The sequence below is a fragment of the Belliella filtrata genome, assembly GCF_022549775.1.
Taxonomy (GTDB): Bacteria; Bacteroidota; Bacteroidia; order Cytophagales; family Cyclobacteriaceae; genus Belliella; species Belliella filtrata.
In genome coordinates, this window is record NZ_JAKZGP010000005.1 from 36,771 (window position 1) to 54,960 (window position 18,190).

Annotated in this window: 13 protein-coding genes; 11 read left to right on the forward strand and 2 right to left on the reverse strand. The window is 37.4% G+C overall.

Features of this window, described 5'->3' with window-relative positions; genetic code table 11:
* Nucleotides 1-137: 137 nt before the first annotated feature.
* The 5 genes from MM239_RS03600 to ppk1 all read left to right on the forward strand — a co-directional run bounded on the left by MM239_RS03600 (nt 138) and on the right by ppk1 (nt 6,730).
* Nucleotides 138-959 (forward strand): 1-acyl-sn-glycerol-3-phosphate acyltransferase, encoded by an 822-nt coding sequence (locus MM239_RS03600; RefSeq protein WP_241346661.1) that lies wholly within the window; start codon nt 138-140, stop codon nt 957-959.
* 5 nt (nt 960-964) lie between these two features.
* Nucleotides 965-1,921, forward strand: a complete 957-nt coding sequence (locus MM239_RS03605; RefSeq protein WP_241346664.1) for a GNAT family N-acetyltransferase — start codon at nt 965-967, stop codon at nt 1,919-1,921.
* A complete protein-coding gene (locus MM239_RS03610; protein WP_241346666.1) occupies nt 1,918-2,283 on the forward strand; it encodes a CoA-binding protein in 366 nt (121 codons plus the stop codon). The genes MM239_RS03605 and MM239_RS03610 overlap by 4 nt, the downstream gene beginning before the upstream one ends.
* 227 nt (nt 2,284-2,510) lie before the next feature.
* Complete coding sequence (gene gyrB / locus MM239_RS03615) at nt 2,511-4,472, forward strand: DNA topoisomerase (ATP-hydrolyzing) subunit B (RefSeq protein ID WP_241346667.1); 1,962 nt, start codon at nt 2,511-2,513, stop codon at nt 4,470-4,472.
* Between the two features lie 137 nt (nt 4,473-4,609).
* Nucleotides 4,610-6,730 (forward strand): polyphosphate kinase 1, encoded by a 2,121-nt coding sequence (gene ppk1 / locus MM239_RS03620; protein WP_241346669.1) that lies wholly within the window; start codon nt 4,610-4,612, stop codon nt 6,728-6,730.
* Nucleotides 6,731-6,824: 94 nt separating this feature from the next.
* Here ppk1 and MM239_RS03625 read toward each other — a convergent pair whose 3' ends face one another.
* A complete protein-coding gene (locus MM239_RS03625) occupies nt 6,825-8,147 on the reverse strand; it encodes a DEAD/DEAH box helicase (protein WP_241346670.1) in 1,323 nt (440 codons plus the stop codon).
* Nucleotides 8,148-8,174: 27 nt separating this feature from the next.
* Entirely contained in the window at nt 8,175-8,528 is a 354-nt protein-coding gene (locus MM239_RS03630) for a septal ring lytic transglycosylase RlpA family protein (RefSeq protein ID WP_241346773.1), read from the reverse strand.
* 278 nt (nt 8,529-8,806) lie between these two features.
* Here MM239_RS03630 and MM239_RS03635 point away from each other — a divergent pair, with 278 nt between their 5' ends.
* From MM239_RS03635 to MM239_RS03660, 6 genes are all read left to right on the forward strand, one after another.
* Nucleotides 8,807-9,793, forward strand: coding sequence for a formylglycine-generating enzyme family protein (locus MM239_RS03635; RefSeq protein ID WP_241346672.1), 987 nt, complete (start codon nt 8,807-8,809; stop codon nt 9,791-9,793).
* A 136-nt stretch (nt 9,794-9,929) separates the two neighbouring features.
* A complete protein-coding gene (locus MM239_RS03640) occupies nt 9,930-11,234 on the forward strand; it encodes a Gfo/Idh/MocA family protein (RefSeq protein WP_241346674.1) in 1,305 nt (434 codons plus the stop codon).
* Nucleotides 11,235-11,236: 2 nt separating this feature from the next.
* Nucleotides 11,237-12,142, forward strand: a complete 906-nt coding sequence (locus MM239_RS03645; RefSeq protein ID WP_241346675.1) for a hydroxypyruvate isomerase family protein — start codon at nt 11,237-11,239, stop codon at nt 12,140-12,142.
* 37 nt (nt 12,143-12,179) lie between these two features.
* Entirely contained in the window at nt 12,180-14,078 is a 1,899-nt protein-coding gene (locus MM239_RS03650) for a beta-N-acetylhexosaminidase (protein WP_241346677.1), read from the forward strand.
* Between the two features lie 68 nt (nt 14,079-14,146).
* Nucleotides 14,147-15,556 (forward strand): Gfo/Idh/MocA family protein, encoded by a 1,410-nt coding sequence (locus MM239_RS03655; protein WP_241346679.1) that lies wholly within the window; start codon nt 14,147-14,149, stop codon nt 15,554-15,556.
* A gap of 84 nt (nt 15,557-15,640) precedes the next feature.
* Nucleotides 15,641-18,178 (forward strand): phosphocholine-specific phospholipase C, encoded by a 2,538-nt coding sequence (locus MM239_RS03660; protein ID WP_262918429.1) that lies wholly within the window; start codon nt 15,641-15,643, stop codon nt 18,176-18,178.
* The last annotated feature ends 12 nt before the right edge of the window (nt 18,179-18,190 follow it).

The following is an 18,190-nucleotide window of genomic DNA, read 5'->3' on the forward strand; positions in this document are numbered from 1 at the left end:
TTAATTTTAGGCTTTTGAAATTTTAAGATTTCAAGATTAATAGAAACTTCTTCTTGATGTGTTACTTTAAAAATAGATGATTATCAGAGGATTAAAGGGAACTCATAGAAGTAAGTAATAGCGTAAATGATGAAAAAGTGAAAGCGAAAGAGCCATTTGTAGATGTAGAAAAAATCTTAAAGGACAAAAATCCCACTCTTCATAGATGGTTGCCTTCTTTTGTATTGAAGTACGTCAAGCGTATCGTTCATGAGAAAGAGGTGAATCGAATCATGCTAAAGAATGGACATTTGCACGGATTGGATTTTGTCAATGCTCTCATTGAAGAGTTCGGGGTCAATGTAGAGCTCACAGGAGCAGAAAACATACCATTGGAAAAACCTGTAATATTTGCTTCAAATCATCCTTTGGGAGGAATGGATGGAATTGCATTCATGTATGCTCTTGGAAAATACAGAGAAGACATCAGGTTTTTGGTGAATGATATTTTGACAAACATTACCAATTTTGAACCGATGTTCATTCCAGTAAATAAGCATGGAGCCAATAGCAGGGAAGTTAGTAAGTTGATAGAAGACACATATGCTGGAGATCATGCTGTACTAGTATTTCCAGCTGGGTTGGTCTCAAGGAAGCAGCATGCAGGAATAAAAGACCTGGAATGGAAAAAAAGTTTTATTTCAAAAGCAAAAAAATATCAAAAAGACGTAGTACCTGTTTATATTGAGGGCAAGAATTCTGGATTCTTTTATAACTTAGCAAGGTTTAGAAAACAAATAGGAATTAAATCCAATATTGAGATGTTTTATTTAGCTGATGAAATGTTCTCACAACGAGGGAAAAAGGTAGTGATACACATCGGAAAACCAATACCTTATCAATATTTCGATGCTTCAAAAAATGAAAAGGATTGGGCTGAAGTTGTAAAAGAAACGGTGTATCGAATTGCCAAAAATTAAGAATTATGCAAAAAATAATACCTGCAGTAGATAGAAAACTTCTCAAAAAGGAATTGACAGAGGAAAGGTTTCTTCGATATACTAACAATGGTAATAATCATATTTATCTGGTAGATTATCACAATGCTCCCAATGTAGTCAGAGAAATAGGCCGTTTACGAGAATTGACTTTTCGAGGAGCGGGTGGGGGAACAGGTTTGGAAATTGATATCGATGAAAATGATACCTGTGAGCACTGTTACCAACAATTGATCACATGGAACCCAGAGGACGAAGAGATAGTAGCTGGCTATAGATTGATTTACTGTAAATATGCAAGCATAGATGATAATGGATTGATTAATCTTTCCACAGCTCATTTATTCAAGTTTTCAGAAACCTTCATACAAGATTATATTCCTCATACCATTGAGTTGGGTCGTTCATTTGTTCAGCCAAAGTATCAGCCTAGCTTGGATAATCGAAAGGGTTTGTTCTCTTTGGACAATCTATGGGATGGCTTAGGAGCAGTTGTAAAACTTCATCCAGATGTAAAGTATTTATTTGGAAAAGTGACCATGTATCCACATTATCACCGGCAGTCAAGAGACCTTTTGTTGTATTTTATGAACTACTATTTTCCAGATCAAATGGAATTGGTAAGACCTTTGGAGGATTTGAAGCTAGGATATGAGACCGATATATCGGAATTGAGAGACTGCTTTGAAGGATTGAATTATAAAGAAGGATACAAATTGCTCAATACAAAAGTAAGGGCCAATGGAGAGAATATCCCACCATTGATCAATACTTACATGAACTTGTCGCCTACTATGAAAACTTTCGGTACAGCACTCAATGATGAGTTTGGTGCAGTAGAGGAAACAGGTATTTTGATTACCATCGATGATATCTATGAAAGCAAGAAGCATAGACATATGGATACGTTTGATAGAGATAGACAATTTGGAAGCAGAGCATGAAAAAGACACTGATAGTAGGAGCCACTACAAACCCTTCGAGATATGCTTACTTGGCAGCTGAACTTTTAGGTAAAAAAGGACAGCCATTTGTACCTATTGGAATCAAAACCGGGAATTTATTTGGACAGGATATTTTGGATCTTAAAGCTAAACCTCAAATCGAAGATTTAGATACAATCACCCTGTACATAGGTCCCCAGCATCAGGAAGAGTGGTATGATTATTTACTTGGTTTGAAGCCTTCCAGAATCATATTTAATCCTGGAACAGAAAATCCAATTTTTGAAATGAAAGCTGCTGAAAAAGGTATTGAAGTTGCCAAAGCCTGCACCTTGGTGCTGCTAAGCACAGGTCAATATTAGAATTATAACAGTAGTGTCTGAATATCAGCGGTATTGAGTCAGTACTGGTTTTAACTATAAGTAAAAATGAGCTGTGCACAACTTTAGGTCTTTAGTCTGACCTGGGTTTCTTCCTAATTTTGAAAATTTAAAGCTGTGTGCTCTCGATTTTTTTGTGTATTATTACGGATTAATTCATAGACCATGAATTCTCTTTTTAAGATAAAAGTAGGAGCTTAAAATTAGTTATGAGCGATAACAAACAAGAAAACAATAAGGATTATTCAGCAGGTAATATTCAGGTATTAGAAGGGTTGGAAGCCGTTAGGAAGAGACCTGCGATGTACATTGGTGATGTAGGGATCAAAGGACTTCACCATTTGATTTGGGAGGTGGTAGATAACTCTATCGATGAAGCTCTTGCTGGACACTGTGACACAATCTATGTCACAGTCAATGAGGACAATTCAGTAACAGTAGAAGATAATGGTAGAGGAATTCCTACAGATTATCACCCCAAGGAAAAGAAATCAGCATTAGAAGTAGTAATGACAGTCCTCCATGCTGGAGGTAAATTTGACAAGGACACTTACAAAGTGTCGGGAGGTCTTCATGGTGTTGGGGTATCCTGTGTGAATGCCCTATCGACCATGCTTAAAGCTACTGTACATAGAGGAGGAAAAGTATTTGAACAAGAATATGCTATCGGCGTACCTCAATATGAAGTAAGAGAAATCGGAACTACAGACAAGAGAGGTACAATCATCCATTTTAAACCAGATGGTAGCATCTTTAATGTCACAGAATACAAGTACGAAACTATAGCTAATAGGCTTAGGGAAATGGCATTCTTGAATGCTGGAATCAGAATCTTCTTGAAGGATTTGAGAGAACTCGAAGATGATGGTACACCTAGATCCAATGAGTTTTATTCTGAAGGTGGGTTGGTTGAGTTCGTACAGTACCTGGATGATACTAAAGAAAAAATCATAGAAGAACCTATTTATATTGAGTCTGAAAAGAACGCTGTTCCAGTGCAGGTGGCAATGAGCTACAATTCTTCTTACTCTGAGAATGTGGTGTCTTATGTCAATACCATCAATACCTATGAGGGAGGTTCTCACGTATCAGGTTTTCGAAGGGCATTGACAAGAACTTTGAAAAGCTATGCAGACAAATCAGGCATGCTGGAAAAGTTGAAAATAGAAGTGTCTGGGGATGACTTTAGAGAAGGATTGACAGCAGTAATTTCTGTGAAAGTAGCAGAGCCGCAGTTTGAAGGACAGACGAAAACTAAGCTTGGAAACTCTGATGTAGTAGGTGCTGTAGATAGTGCTGTGTCAGAAGTACTTCAGATTTGGCTAGAAGAGCATCCTAAGGAAGCTAAAATCATAGTAGGTAAAGTGGTGCTTGCAGCTCAAGCTAGACATGCAGCCCGCAAGGCCCGTGAGATGGTTCAAAGAAAGAACGTACTCGGTGGTGGTGGACTTCCTGGTAAATTGGCAGATTGTGCAAATTCTGACCCTACGGTTTGTGAATTGTATCTTGTAGAGGGTGACTCTGCGGGAGGCTCTGCAAAGCAAGGTAGAGATAGAGATTTTCAAGCTATACTTCCATTGAAGGGTAAAATCCTAAACGTAGAAAAAGCCCATGAGCATAAGATCTATGATAATGATGAGATTAAAAACATCCTTACTGCCCTTGGTGTGAAATTCGGTACGATCAATGGGGACAGAGAACTTGACCTGACCAATCTAAGATACCACAAAATCATCATCATGACGGATGCCGATATTGATGGATCACACATTCGTACCTTGATTTTGACATTGTTCTTCAGGTATTTGAGAAGCCTGATAGAGAATGGTTATGTGTATATCGCACAGCCACCTCTATATCTATTGAAAAAAGGGAAAGATGAAAGATACGCTTACAATGAGGAGGATAGAAAAATCATCACTCGTGATATGGTAGGTGATACTGGAAAAGAAGATAGTATAAACTTACAGCGCTACAAAGGTCTTGGGGAAATGAACCCAGAACAGTTGTGGACTACTACCATGGATCCAAATACAAGAACCTTGAAGCAAGTGACCATAGAATCAGCAGCAGAAGCTGATCATTTGTTCAGTATGTTGATGGGTGATGAAGTGCCTCCTAGGAGAGATTTTATCGAGAAAAATGCCAAGTATGCTAAAATTGATACTTGATATTGATCTTAGCCTATTGATAAATTATTTAAGGGGAGCACAAGCTCCCTTTTTTTTATTTCGTTAATAAATTCTTAAACTTCGGAAAGATTTTACGGACAATTATTAATTAGCTTTGTCTTAAGTTTATCAATATTATGCAAATAACAACCAGAGATAAGTTCGATAGCATTATTTATTCCAGTGACTTGGTAAGTAGAGATTTGAGCTGGATCAAGTTCAATGAGAGAGTTTTTGACCAATCTGTGAAAGAGAACCGTTCTATTTTTGAAAAGCTCAAGTTTTTAGCAATCACAGCTTCCAATTTAGATGAGTTTTTCATGATTCGAGTAGGATCATTATACAACTACCTAGACTATGACAAAGAAAGGGTGGATTATTCGGGCTTGAGAGAAGAGCCTTTCAAAATGAAATTGATGCTCGAGTGTCAAGCATTCCATAAAGCTCAGCAAGAGCATTTTCAAAAGAATTTGCTTCCCAACATGGAAGATTCTGGATTCAGGTTGAGCAATGTCAAAAACCTTACTCCTGAAGAACAAGAATACATCAGATCCTATTTTACAAAAGCTATCTATCCCATGTTGACTCCGATGGTGTATGATGGGTATAGGACTTTTCCTATTTTGATGAACAAGCTTTTGGTTTTTGGTATTGTCACTTTGGCGCCAGGCGAAAAGAAAGAAAACAGAAAACTTTCATTTGTTCAAATTCCAGCCAATATTCCAAGGTTTTTTGAAGTAGAGCGTGAAGATGTTGTTATCTATATTCCAATAGAAGAGGTGATCAGAGAAAACTTGGTTTCATTGTTTAGAAATGTAAACATTGAATCCATTAACCTTTTTAGAATTACGAGAAACGGTGACTTTACACTTGAAGAAAGTGAAGACATGGATGCTAACTTTCTGGAAGAAGTAAAGCGTAAATTGAATGAAAGAAAGTCAGGTAGAGTAGTTCGTATAGAAATAGAGGAAGGATATAGCAAATGGATGATCAATTTGCTCAAGGAAAGATGGAATATCCAAGATGATAGTATATTCAAAGTTGATCGAAGAAGTATGATGGATTTCACTGGCTTATGGCAAGTGATAGGCAACAGGCGATTCAAAGACAGAATGCCTCAAATGCCAGCTCCAGTTCATCCTTTATCTTACCCAGAAGAAGGTACGGAAGATATTTTCCAAGTGCTAAAGAACAGAGATATCCTGTTACATCATCCTTATAATAATATTGATTCTATACTTGATCTCATAGAAAAAGCGGCAGATGATGTCAATGTAATGGCCATCAAGATGACCATTTACAGGCTTGCAAGTGATTCTAGAATTACAAAAGCATTACTTAGAGCGGCAGAAAATGGAAAACACGTCTCTGTATTGTTTGAAGTAAAGGCTAGGTTTGATGAAGAGAACAATATCAGAGAAGCCAAGAAACTTCAAAAAGCTGGTTGCTTTGTAATCTATGGAATCTCTAATCTCAAGACACATACAAAGCTGATGCTGATTGTCAAGAAAGATGAAAATAAAATCACACGATTTGTACACTTAGGGTCGGGGAATTACAATGAAGATACTGCCAGACTTTATACTGATATTGGATTATTGACGACCAATGAGGTGTTAGCCAATGATGTATCAGAGTTCTTCAATGTAATCACTGGTCACTCTATTCCTGATACCTATGATAGCTTGATTACAGCACCTAGGGATATGAGAAATCAACTTATCAGTTTTATTGACCAAGAGTCAGAAAATGCTAAACAAGGGTTACCAAGTGGTATTTTCATCAAAGTAAACTCCTTGGAAGATTCCGAAATTATCTATGCCTTATATAGGGCATCTCAGGCTGGTGTGAAAGTAAAATTAATCATCAGGGGCATTTGTTGTCTTAGACCAGGTAGAGAAAATCTAAGTGAAAACATTGAAGTACTTTCTATCGTGGGTGATTACTTGGAACATTCCAGAATATACCACTTCCACAACAATGGTAAAACACGAACCTATGCTGGTAGTGCTGACATGATGGTGAGAAGTTTCGATAAGAGGTTAGAGTCTTTGTTTAGGGTTGACGCACCACTTTTGGAAAAGCAACTGATGAACATCCTTTCTTACAACTTACGAGACAATGTAAACTCCTATCGTATGCTAGAAGATGGAAGCTACGAGGCAAAAGTCCCAGCAGATGGAGAGCCAACGTTTAATATCCACAAAGAATTTTTCAATCTCAATGTGGATGATGTAATGAAGGTAAAGCTTGTATAATATGAAGAAAATGAAGTTTTTTACCCTCCTTAAATTTTCAGTATTGAAGAAATAAGGAGGGTAAATTTTTGTTTAAAACTGAAATATTAGAGGTCTATTTAGCTATGTCTACTTTGACCTTTACTTTTTTCAGTTTTTCTTTGTTTACAATACGTGCAAGTTTTTCGGCAAGATTTCTTTTTACAGCTACATAGGAAGCTTTATCTTGGATATATATTTGACCGATTTCATCACCTTTTATACCGCCTTTTTTGGTCAATAGCCCAACAATATCACCTTTGCTTATCTTATCACTTTTGCCTGCACTGATAAAAAGACATTCAAAGGCAGGTAAGACCAAGTCTTCATGGGTCTCATCAGGTATGAAAGTCTCGATTTCGCCTTCTATGAATCTTGGTAAATACTCATCATCTGTAAGGAATACATAACTAGTTCCTTCAGCTTCCATTCTTGCAGTTCTACCATTTCTATGTATGTAGGCATCTTCTTGTTTTGGTAGCTGATAGTGAATCACATGTTTGATATCAGGAATATCTAGCCCTCTAGATGCCAAGTCAGTAGCTATAAGTATGCTTGAAGTACCCGTTCGGAACTTGATCAGGTTAATCTCTCTATCTTGCTGCTCTAGGCCCCCATGTAGGATAGCATGTGGATATTCAAAATCTTTAAAAAATTGGCTTAACCTATTTACAGCTTCTCTATGATTACAAAAAATTATGCATGGCTCACCCTGAAAACCAGATACTAAGTTTAGCAAAATATCACCTTTCACCTTTGTTTGCGCATGAACAACCTTCTGCTTGAGCAGGTTTTTTTCCGTCTCTGCTATGAAATTTAGTTTGACGGATTTTTCAAATGGTAGAAAATCCGGCAACCTTTTCAAATCTGTGGCAGAGGTTAAGATAAAACCTTGCTTTTGCTTGATGGCTTTAAAGATCTCACCAATTTGGTCTTCAAAACCCAGTTCGAGTGATTTATCAAACTCATCTAAGACTACAAGCTTGGTATTAGAAAGCTCAATGTTTTCTTGAGCAATATGGTCTATCAATCTACCAGGTGTTCCTATGACCAGGGCAGGGGTGTCAAGTAGCGAATTTCTCTCAATCCTCATTTCATGACCACCATATACGCATGTAGCTTTGTATTGTGATTTTATTGACTTGAACACTTCAAGAACCTGTAGTGCTAGTTCTCTAGTAGGCACAATGATGAGTCCTTGAATACTTTTTGAATCCAGGTCAAAAGATTGAAGCATTGGGATTAGAAAACCCAGGGTCTTCCCAGAGCCGGTTGGAGCCAACAAGATGACATCTTTATGATCTTGGAATTTAGTGATGATCTCTTTCTGTATCTCTTTCAATTCCTCAAATCCCAATTGGGATAAAACATGGCTTACAATCCTTTGGTAATCTTTCATCCTACAAATGTAGGGTTTTCTACAGGATTACTTCTTGTATTTTATTTTTACATCAGCTACACCAGCATCGATGAGGTCTATTTTGCGAGCTGCCTTTTTAGAAAGATCGATGATTCTACCACTTACAAATGGACCACGATCATTGATGCGTACCTTAACTCTTTTTCCATTCCTCTGATTGATCACCTTTACTTTGGTACCAAAAGGTAAAGTTTTGTGCGCAGCTGTCAATTTATGCTTACGGTATTTTTCACCGTTGGCAGTTGTCCTTCCATGAAACTTATCGTGATAGTATGAAGCTTTACCATTTTGGGTAACCTTTGGACTACATGAAGCTGCCATTATCAATATGAAAAGTACTAGGTAACCGATATTCTTCATCATTATGGGTAATTTTAATCAAATTAAATGTTGTGTTATTTCAGTTTTGAAAGTGATAATCAAACACGATGCCGTTATTTAAAGGTTAGCTTTTTACTTATTCAAAATGCTTCTGCTGTTCAAATAGCATGAAGAATTGGATATTTCCATATATAGTCCTCAGTTATTATGCATTTTGGTTAAAGCCACTGGTGTAAATTCGTATTGTTTCCCAAATTGCAAATTTTTATATTGCTTGCTATTCATTTTAATGTACAATCCACCCAGTAACTGTAGTAATGAAATTAAATCAAATTAGAATGGTGCTTTTTGGCTCATTTTTACTAGTAATTGCCCTTTTTGGATTCAGGCTTCAAATTGAACCTTTTGAACCATATGATCAGAAAATTCCAAATACTGACTTAAGTTTTTCAATGGTACCGATCCCCGCGGGGGCATTTATCATGGGTACACCTTCTGAGCAAAAAGGGCACCAAGTAGATGAAGCTCCACAAAGGAAAATTCAACTGGATGCATTCTGGATGGGGACACATGAAGTTACATGGGATTTGTTTGAGTTATTTTTAGATAAAAACCTCGAAATAGGCATAAGTACAAAACCTTTGTCTCATCAAGTTGATGGACTTTCGAGGCCTTCGACACCATACTTAGACATGACATTTGGTATGGGGAAAGCTTCCAAGCCAGCAGTAGGCATGACCCAGTATGGCGCTATTCAATATTGCAGGTGGTTGTATCTAAAAACAGGCATTTTCTATAGGCTTCCAACAGAGGCAGAGTGGGAGTATGCTGCTAGAGCTGGGAGTAATGAAAGCTATTTCTTTGGAAGTGATGCTAACTTGATCAATGATTATGCAATTTACATTGAAAACAGTAACAAAACGACAAGTACCATAGGATCAAAAGCTCCAAATCCATGGGGACTTTATGATATGTTAGGCAACGTGATGGAATGGACAGGAGATTTTTATGCTGCCTACGAAGATGATTCCAATCAAAATATAAACCCTAAGGTAGTATCAGAACAGCTTTATCCTCAAGTTTTGAGAGGTGGACACTATGAAAGTGAGGCTGAGGATTTACGTGTAGGTAGGAGGTTTGCTTCTGACCCAGTTTGGAAGCAGCTTGACCCACAGATTCCTAAGAGCAGATGGTGGTTTCCAGAAGCTCCTTTCGTCGGAATGAGAGTGGTCAGGCCTTTGAAAGTACCTTCAGAATCAGAGATTCACGCTTATTTTGATCGTGTACCACCCGCAGACTTTTAATGAAGTTAAAGTGAATGGGTCTCTGCGATTTAAAGCAAAAAGCATGTTTTGTTTAATCATTAGGGTCAATTGTCACTGAAAGATTGAACAAAAATGAAAATTATAAAAACTCAATAACCTATTTAACAATTACCAAATGAACCAAAGAAGAAAATTTATTAAAACTTCCGCTCTGATTGCAGGATCCACCTTGCTCAATCCTTATGTATTGCCAAAGGCTTTTGCTACAGGAGATGATGTGATCAAAATAGCTTTGATAGGCTGTGGGGGTAGAGGCACAGGTGCAGTTTTTCAAGCATTTGATACAGGGTATAACATCAAACTCGTAGCGATGGCTGATGTCTTTCGAGATCGATTAGATGGTAGTTTCGCTCCTATTTTTCAAAAATATGGAAAGGATAAAGTAGATGTTCCTGAGGATAGAAAGTTTATAGGCTTCGATGCTTATAAGGAGGCTATGAAAGAAGCAGATGTTGTGATTCTAACAACACCTCCTGGTTTTAGACCAGATCATTTTGCAGAAGCTATCCGACAAAACAAGCAAGTATTTATGGAGAAGCCAGTTGCCGTAGATGCTGTAGGTATTCGTAAAGTACTTCAAGCTTCAAAGGAAGCTAAAGAAAAAAAGCTAAATGTAGTGGTAGGACTTCAAAGAAGATATCAAGATAATTACAAAGAGACAATTGGTCGGATTCAAGATGGAGCGATTGGAGATATTGTCTCTGGCCAAGTATATTGGAATGATGGAGGAGTATGGGTCAACCAGCGTACAGCAGACATGACTGAGATGGAATATCAATTACGTAACTGGTACTATTTCAACTGGCTATGTGGTGATCACATTCTTGAACAACATGTGCATAACATAGATGTGATGAATTGGGTGAAAGGTTCATATCCTGTCAAGGCTGAAGGGACAGGGGGTAGATTTACTCGTACAGGAAAGGAATACGGAGAGATATTTGATCATCATTCTGTGACCTATACATTTGAAGATGGGTCGGTGATATTAGGCGAGTGCAGACACTTTTCAGGCGCACACAATCGGGTAGATGAATCTTTCCAAGGTACAAAAGGACGAGCATATATGAATGCAGGAAATAGAGGTCAACTTTGGGATGCTAAAGGAAATTCACTTTTTGAACATGATGGTAAAGGAAATCGAAATCCATTCCAGACTGAACATGACGAACTTTTCAAGGCTATATCTTCTGGTGAATATAAATTTCATGATACAGACTATGCTGCCAAAAGTACTTTGACAGCTATCATGGGTCGAGCAGCCACTTATTCTGGAAAAGTAGTGTCATGGGATGATTGCATGGCTTCTGAATTGAACTTGATGCCAGATAAGTTAGGCTGGTCAGAGCTTCCAAAATCACTTCCAAATGAGGAAGGATTCTATCCTATAGCTGTGCCAGGTAAATCCAAAATGATATGATGATGAAAAGGAGAAAATTCATAGGGCAGATATCATGGGCCACTGCATTGAGTACTATGATCCCATTTGCCTTAGAAGCAAAATCCCAGAGTGCAGTCAGAAATTTCAAGCTGAATTATGGCCCTCATTTTGGGATGTTCGAGCATCATGCTGGAAAAGATTTGATGTCCCAATTAGACTTTATGGCAGATCAAGGTTTTCGATCTTTAGAAGACAATGGGATGCTCGCTAGGTCTTCAGCCGAACAGCAAAAGATAGCGGAAAGATTAGAAAAGCTAAACATGAAAATGGGTGTCTTCGTCGTAGATGGTGGAGATAACTGGAAAGTTTCGTTGACAACAGGCAAAAAAGAGTTCTTAGATAATTTTCTTGAAACTTGTAAAAAATCAGTAGAAGTAGCCAAAAGCGTGAATGCAAAGTGGATGACAGTAGTCCCAGGTTTCTATGAAAGAAACTTACCCATTGGAATACAAACTGGTAATGTAATAGAAGCATTGAAAAGAGGGGCTGAGATTTTCGAACCTCATGGCATGTCGATGGTATTGGAGCCTTTGAGTGATACACCTGAATTGTTTTTGAGACACTCCGATCAAAGCTACGCCATATGTAAAGCAGTGGGAAGCCCAGCTTGTAAGATCCTCTATGATTCGTACCATATGCAAAGAAATGAAGGTAATTTGATAGCTAATATAGATAAATGCTGGGATGAGATCGCTTATTTTCAAGTTGGAGATAACCCTGGAAGAAACGAGCCTGGCACTGGAGAGATCAATCACAAAAACTTGTTCAAATACCTCCATGAAAAAGGCTTTGATGGAATTATAGGTATGGAACACGGTCTGTCACAAAGAAATTTGGAAGGAGAGAAGAAATTGATAGCTTCGTATGTAGAAGCAGATAGTTTTTGAAAAAAATTAAATACTCATATATAATCATAAACACCCTATGAAATTTAAACTCCAGCTATTATTGATAGCATTGCTACTTAGTAGTAAACCTTCCTTTGCACAAGATGTTGAGTCACTTTCAATCATCCCACATCCTAAAGAATTTGAAAAAGGAGATGGTGTTTTTCTATTAGAAGATAGAATGCGAGTTTTTGCAGAAAGCGAATCATTAAGGAGTTCTGTTACTCTATTTAATACCCAACTGGAAGCTCTTTATGGTATTAAGTTAAATACTACTTCTCGAGTAGATAATGAAATCAAAATCAAACTAAATTTTGACCCCGAGGTAGATAATGAATCCTATAACTTAAAAGTAGATAGAAATGGTATTGAAATTACAGGTGGAGAAGCTGGAGTATATTATGGACTGCAATCTTTATTGCAGCTCATAAAAGAGGAAGAAGGTAAATTTATAATTTCTAGTGTTAAGATTAAAGACAAGCCTGAATTTGGATATCGAGGTTTGATGATTGATGTAAGCAGACATTTTAGGTCTCTAGACGAAATGAAAGAAATCGTAGACCTAATGGCACTTTTCAAGCTAAACCGCCTACATTGGCATTTGACAGATGATCAAGGCTGGAGATTAGAGATAAAAAAATATCCTAAACTTACGCAACAGGCTGCTTGGAGAGATTCCACTATCATTGGTCAATACGGAGATTTTTCACCATTTATCTATGATGGCACGCCACATGGAGGATTTTATACTCAAAATGAAGCTAGGGAACTTGTTGCTTATGCTGCAAAAAGGCACATTACCATAATTCCAGAAATTGAACTTCCTGGCCATACTTCTGCCGTTTTAGCAGCTTATCCAGAGTTTGGAAGTTTTGAAGTGGTCAATGGTGTAGCCTTAAAAGGTACAATAGATGCCAAAAGAGAAAACGGTAAACCTTACAATAATGAGATTTTGGGTTTTGTGCCAGGCTATTGGGGAGTTCTTTATAATATTTTTGGACCAAAAGAGGAGACCTTTGGTTTTTTGGAAGATGTACTCACTGAGGTGATGGATATTTTTCCAAGTAAATACATTCATATAGGAGGTGATGAGGTTCCTAAGGATCATTGGATAACATCAAGTATTGCTCAAGAAGTAATCAAAAGAGAGAATCTAAAGGATGAGCATGAACTTCAAAGTTATTTTATTAAAAGAATTGAGAAGTTTTTGAATAAAAATGACAGAAACCTGATAGGTTGGGACGAGATTTTAGAAGGTGGACTTGCTCCAAATGCTACGGTAATGAGCTGGAGAGGAGAAGCAGGGGGTATAGCTGCGGCGAAGATGGGACATGACGTGATTATGACTCCAAATAGCCACATGTATATAGATCATGGTCAAGGGAAACAATCCGATGAGCCTCTTTTCATATGTTGTTACCTGCCTCTAGAAAAAGTATATAGCTATCATCCAAGACCAAAAGATCTCACAGCAGATCAGCAAAGGCATATCCTTGGCGTTCAAACCAACATGTGGACAGAGTATGTCCCTTCATTTGAGAAACTTCAATACATGATTTTTCCTCGGCTTTTGGCGGTAGCCGAAGTAGCATGGATGGAAAATGGGAAAAAGGATTTTGAGCAATTTTCTAAATTTAGACTTCCAGAAAATCTAGCGAAATTGGAAAAATTAGGTGTAAATTTCAGAATTCCTGAAGCACAAGTGGATGTTTCAATACGTGGAAATAGAAAGGAAGTGAAACTTTACTCAAGTGTAGCAGGGGCAAAAATTTATTACACTTTTGATGGACATCAAGCTGATAGAAGTTCTCAGCTATACCAAGGAAGTATTTTGATGCCAATCGTAGCAAAAGGACAAGATCCTCTAAAATTGAATTACATTATTGTAACGCCTGCTAATAGAGCAAGTGGTATGTATTCTGTTGTGATTGAATAAAGTGGGATTTAAAAAATAAATTTAAAAGTATGTGCCAATAGTTTATTTGCTGATTTAGTTAAAGTGCTATGAATAAAAACAGGAGAGATTTTTTGAGAACGGCAGGAATAAGTGGACTTGGGCTTTTCGGTACTTCTTTCAGCAATTTTAGTTCAGCTGAGGAACTGCTAAATGTGCCTAATAAAATCCAAAGCCCATTTAACCAGAAATTTAATATGTCTGGATATGCTGCACCTAAACTTGATAAAGTAAGGGTGGGATTCATTGGTTTGGGAATGAGAGGACCATCAGCTGTTTCTAGAATGAGCAAAATTGAAGGGGTCGATATCGTTGCATTATGTGATCTTAAGGAAGAAAAAGTAAAGAAAGTAATAGCTTCATTAGAAAGCGAAAGACATCAACCTTTACAATATGCTGGGACCCCTGATATATGGAAAGATTTGGTAGATAGAGATGATTTGGATTTGATATACATAGCCACTCCATGGGAATGGCATACGCCTATGGCTGTATATGCTATGAAATCAGGCAAACATGTTGCTGTAGAAGTGCCTGCCGCAAAGACTATTGAGGAATGCTGGCAATTGGTAGAAACCTCAGAGCGAACAAAAAAGCACTGCATGATGCTTGAAAATTGCTGTTATGATTTCTTTGAATTGATTACATTAAGTATGGCCAGAGATGGGTTTTTTGGAGAAATTTTACATGCAGAGGGAGCCTATATACATGACTTATTAGATTTGAATTTCTCTAAAGAAGCCTATCAAGATATGTGGCGATTGAAAGAGAATTTTAGAGATGGGAATTTATACCCTACCCATGGGCTAGGTCCGATTGCTCAACTTATGAATATCAATAGAGGTGATCAATTTGATTATTTATCTTCACTTTCTTCTGCAGATTTTCACATGGGCAATAAGGCCAAGGAACTAGCAAATAGTGATGTTTTTTATGATTTCTTCAAGAATAAAGATTTTGGAGGAAATATGAATACTACACTAATTAGGACTAAGCAAGGGAAATCTTTGATGTTACAGCATGACGTCTCTTCACCAAGACCATACTCTAGACTTCATGCGATAAGTGGTACAAAGGCTTATGCACAAAAATACCCTAAGGAAAGAATATCAAACGGTCATTCTTGGCTTACAGAAAAGGAAGTTGAAGCATTAAAGGAGAAATATACCCCACAAATCATAAAGAAAGTTGGGGAGTTGGCTCAAAAAATCGGTGGACATGGTGGCATGGACTTTATGATGGAGTGGCGTCTTATAGATTGTCTTCGAAATGGACTTCCTCTTGATCAGGATGTCTATGACGCTGCATTATGGTCTTGCATATCCCCACTTAGTGAATGGTCAGTATTGAATAGATCAAATTCAATTGATATTCCTGATTTCACTCAAGGAGCCTGGGAAACAAACAAACCAATCGATATTACCCTAAATGGAGGTGGAACTACTTCTGTCAAAATCTAAAACAATTTCTTAATATGAAATTATGATCGATGTGCTGATTTGATACTACTTTTGGTTTGGCTAAAACTTGCGCTATTTATATTTATGACATCAACAACAGATCAATCAAGGAGAGAATTTTTTAAGAAAGCCAGCATTTTAATGGGTGGATTATCTGTTTCCAGCCCACTAATAGCAGCTATTCAAAAAGCCTATGACATTCAATCGAATCCTGGCAGTAGCTTTTATGATGCTGAACATGTTGTCTTCTTGATGCAAGAGAATCGATCATTTGATCATTGTTTTGGATCTTTAAAGGGAGTCAGGGGCTTCAATGATCCTCGGGCTATTAAGCTGCCGAATGGAAATCCAGTTTGGTTTCAGCCTGATGGTGATGGCAAGTCTTACCCTCCTTTTCGATTGAACATCAAGGAGTCTAATGCGACCTGGTTAGGAGATTTACCACATTCATGGGAAAATCAAGTCGATGCATATCATGCAGGAAAGTTTGATAAATGGATTATTGCCAAAAAGCCATGGAACAAGGAGTTCAATCATATTCCATTGACCATGGGGTATTATCAGCGACAAGATATTCCTTTCTATTACGCTTTGGCTGATGCTTTCACTGTTGCAGATCAACACTTTTGTTCCTCTCTGACAGGAACTACTACCAACAGGATGTATTTCTGGACAGGTAAAACTCATGGCGCTGATGGTGAAAAACCAAAAGTCAGAAATTCAGAAGTTGGTTATGAAAAGGAAGTAGATTGGTTAACATTCCCAGAAATATTAGAAGATAATCAGATTTCATGGAGAATTTATCAAAATGAAGTGAGTATCAAAACAGAACTTTCTGGGGAAGCTGAAAGCCTTTTGGCTAATTTTACAGATAATAATCTAGAATGGTTTAGCCAGTATCAAGTTAGGTTCTGTAAGGGACATTTGAATTATTGTAAAACAGTAATTGACACGTTCCCTGAGATCATAAGTAAGGCAGAAAATGAGATACGTACTGCTGATCTAGAAAAGATAATTGATCTTGAGCGGGAGTTAAGTAAAAGGAAAGATACACTTTCATATGCCATCAAAACTTTAGATGATTACAATGATGTAAATTTCCTCAAGCTTGACCATAGGTCAAAAAAAATCCATGAACGAGCCTTTGTTACCAATGAAAATGATCCAGACTACCATAAGTTGGATTCCTTTACATATGAGCATAATGGTGAGAGTCATGAGGTAAATATACCAAAAGGTGATATCCTTAAATCTTTCAGAGCGGATGTCAAAAATGGAACATTGCCAACGGTATCTTGGCTTGTTGCACCCCAGAAATTTTCAGATCACCCATCTTCTCCATGGTATGGTGCATGGTATGTTTCCGAAGTGATAAATATACTAACAGAAAACCCTGAGGTATGGAAAAAAACAATTTTCATATTAAACTATGATGAGAATGACGGTTATTTTGATCATGTTCCTCCATTTTTAGCTCCTAATGAACAAGACCAGCTTACAGGTAAGCTTTCAAATGGCTTGAGTACAAAAGGAGAATGGGTGAGTTATCAACAAGAGATTCAGGCAGGATTTGATCAAGATGATGCACGAGAAAGTCCTGTTGGGTTGGGGTATAGAGTTCCTCTAATAGTAGCTTCTCCCTGGTCGAAAGGGGGATGGGTGAATTCTCAAGTTTGTGATTTGACATCAACATTAATGTTTTTAGAAACTTTCTTAAGTCATAAAACAGGAAAAGTAATTCATTGTCCCAATATAAGCTCTTGGAGAAGGGAGATTTGTGGAGACCTGACTTCAATATTTAGAGATGCTGATGAACAGAATTTTGATTTGAAGCCTATTGATCAAAAGTCTCACATTGAAATGATACATACCGCCAAAAGAACAAATCTTCCAAAGGGATTTAATGTACTCAACGATGATGAGTTAACTCATGGCCATGTGCCTAATTTTATCAGTCCACAAGAAGTAGGAGTGAAGCCATCCAACATTATTCCTTACGAGAATTATTGTGATTTTGAATTAGATTCAGATAAAATGGAGGCTTTCTTTTCATGTGGAAAAGAGATTTTTGGAGAGCAATCTAAAGGAGCACCATTCAAAGTGTTTGCAAGAGAAGGATACCGAAATCTTCAAAAAAATTCTAATCAATTTGCTTGGGATTTTGCTGTAAAGAGTGGAGATACCTTATCTTATATTTGGAATTATGAAGGATTTGAAGGCGATGGAGCCGCACTCGATGTTCAAGGGCCAAATGGTTTCTGGAGGTCTATAAAATCGAAAAAATCAAAGAACGTGAAATTGAGGTTTAGAACAACTTATAAAGCAGATGATTCAAATCATGTGATGGTATCAATATCAATTAGCAACAATAGCAATCATGCTTTTTCTGTACTATTGATTGATAATCAATTTCCTGAGTTTTCAAAGAAAATATGCTTTCAACCAAATCAGAAGCACCTTTGGCAAGTTGATCTTTCAAAATCTACAGGATGGTATGATCTCTCAATGAGCGACCATGACAAAAGCTTTGAATATCACTTGGCTGGAAGAGTAGATGGACCATTCCATACAATTACAGATCCTCAAATGGGGCATGTGACAACAAAAAGCCAATCAACGTAAATTGACTGGCTT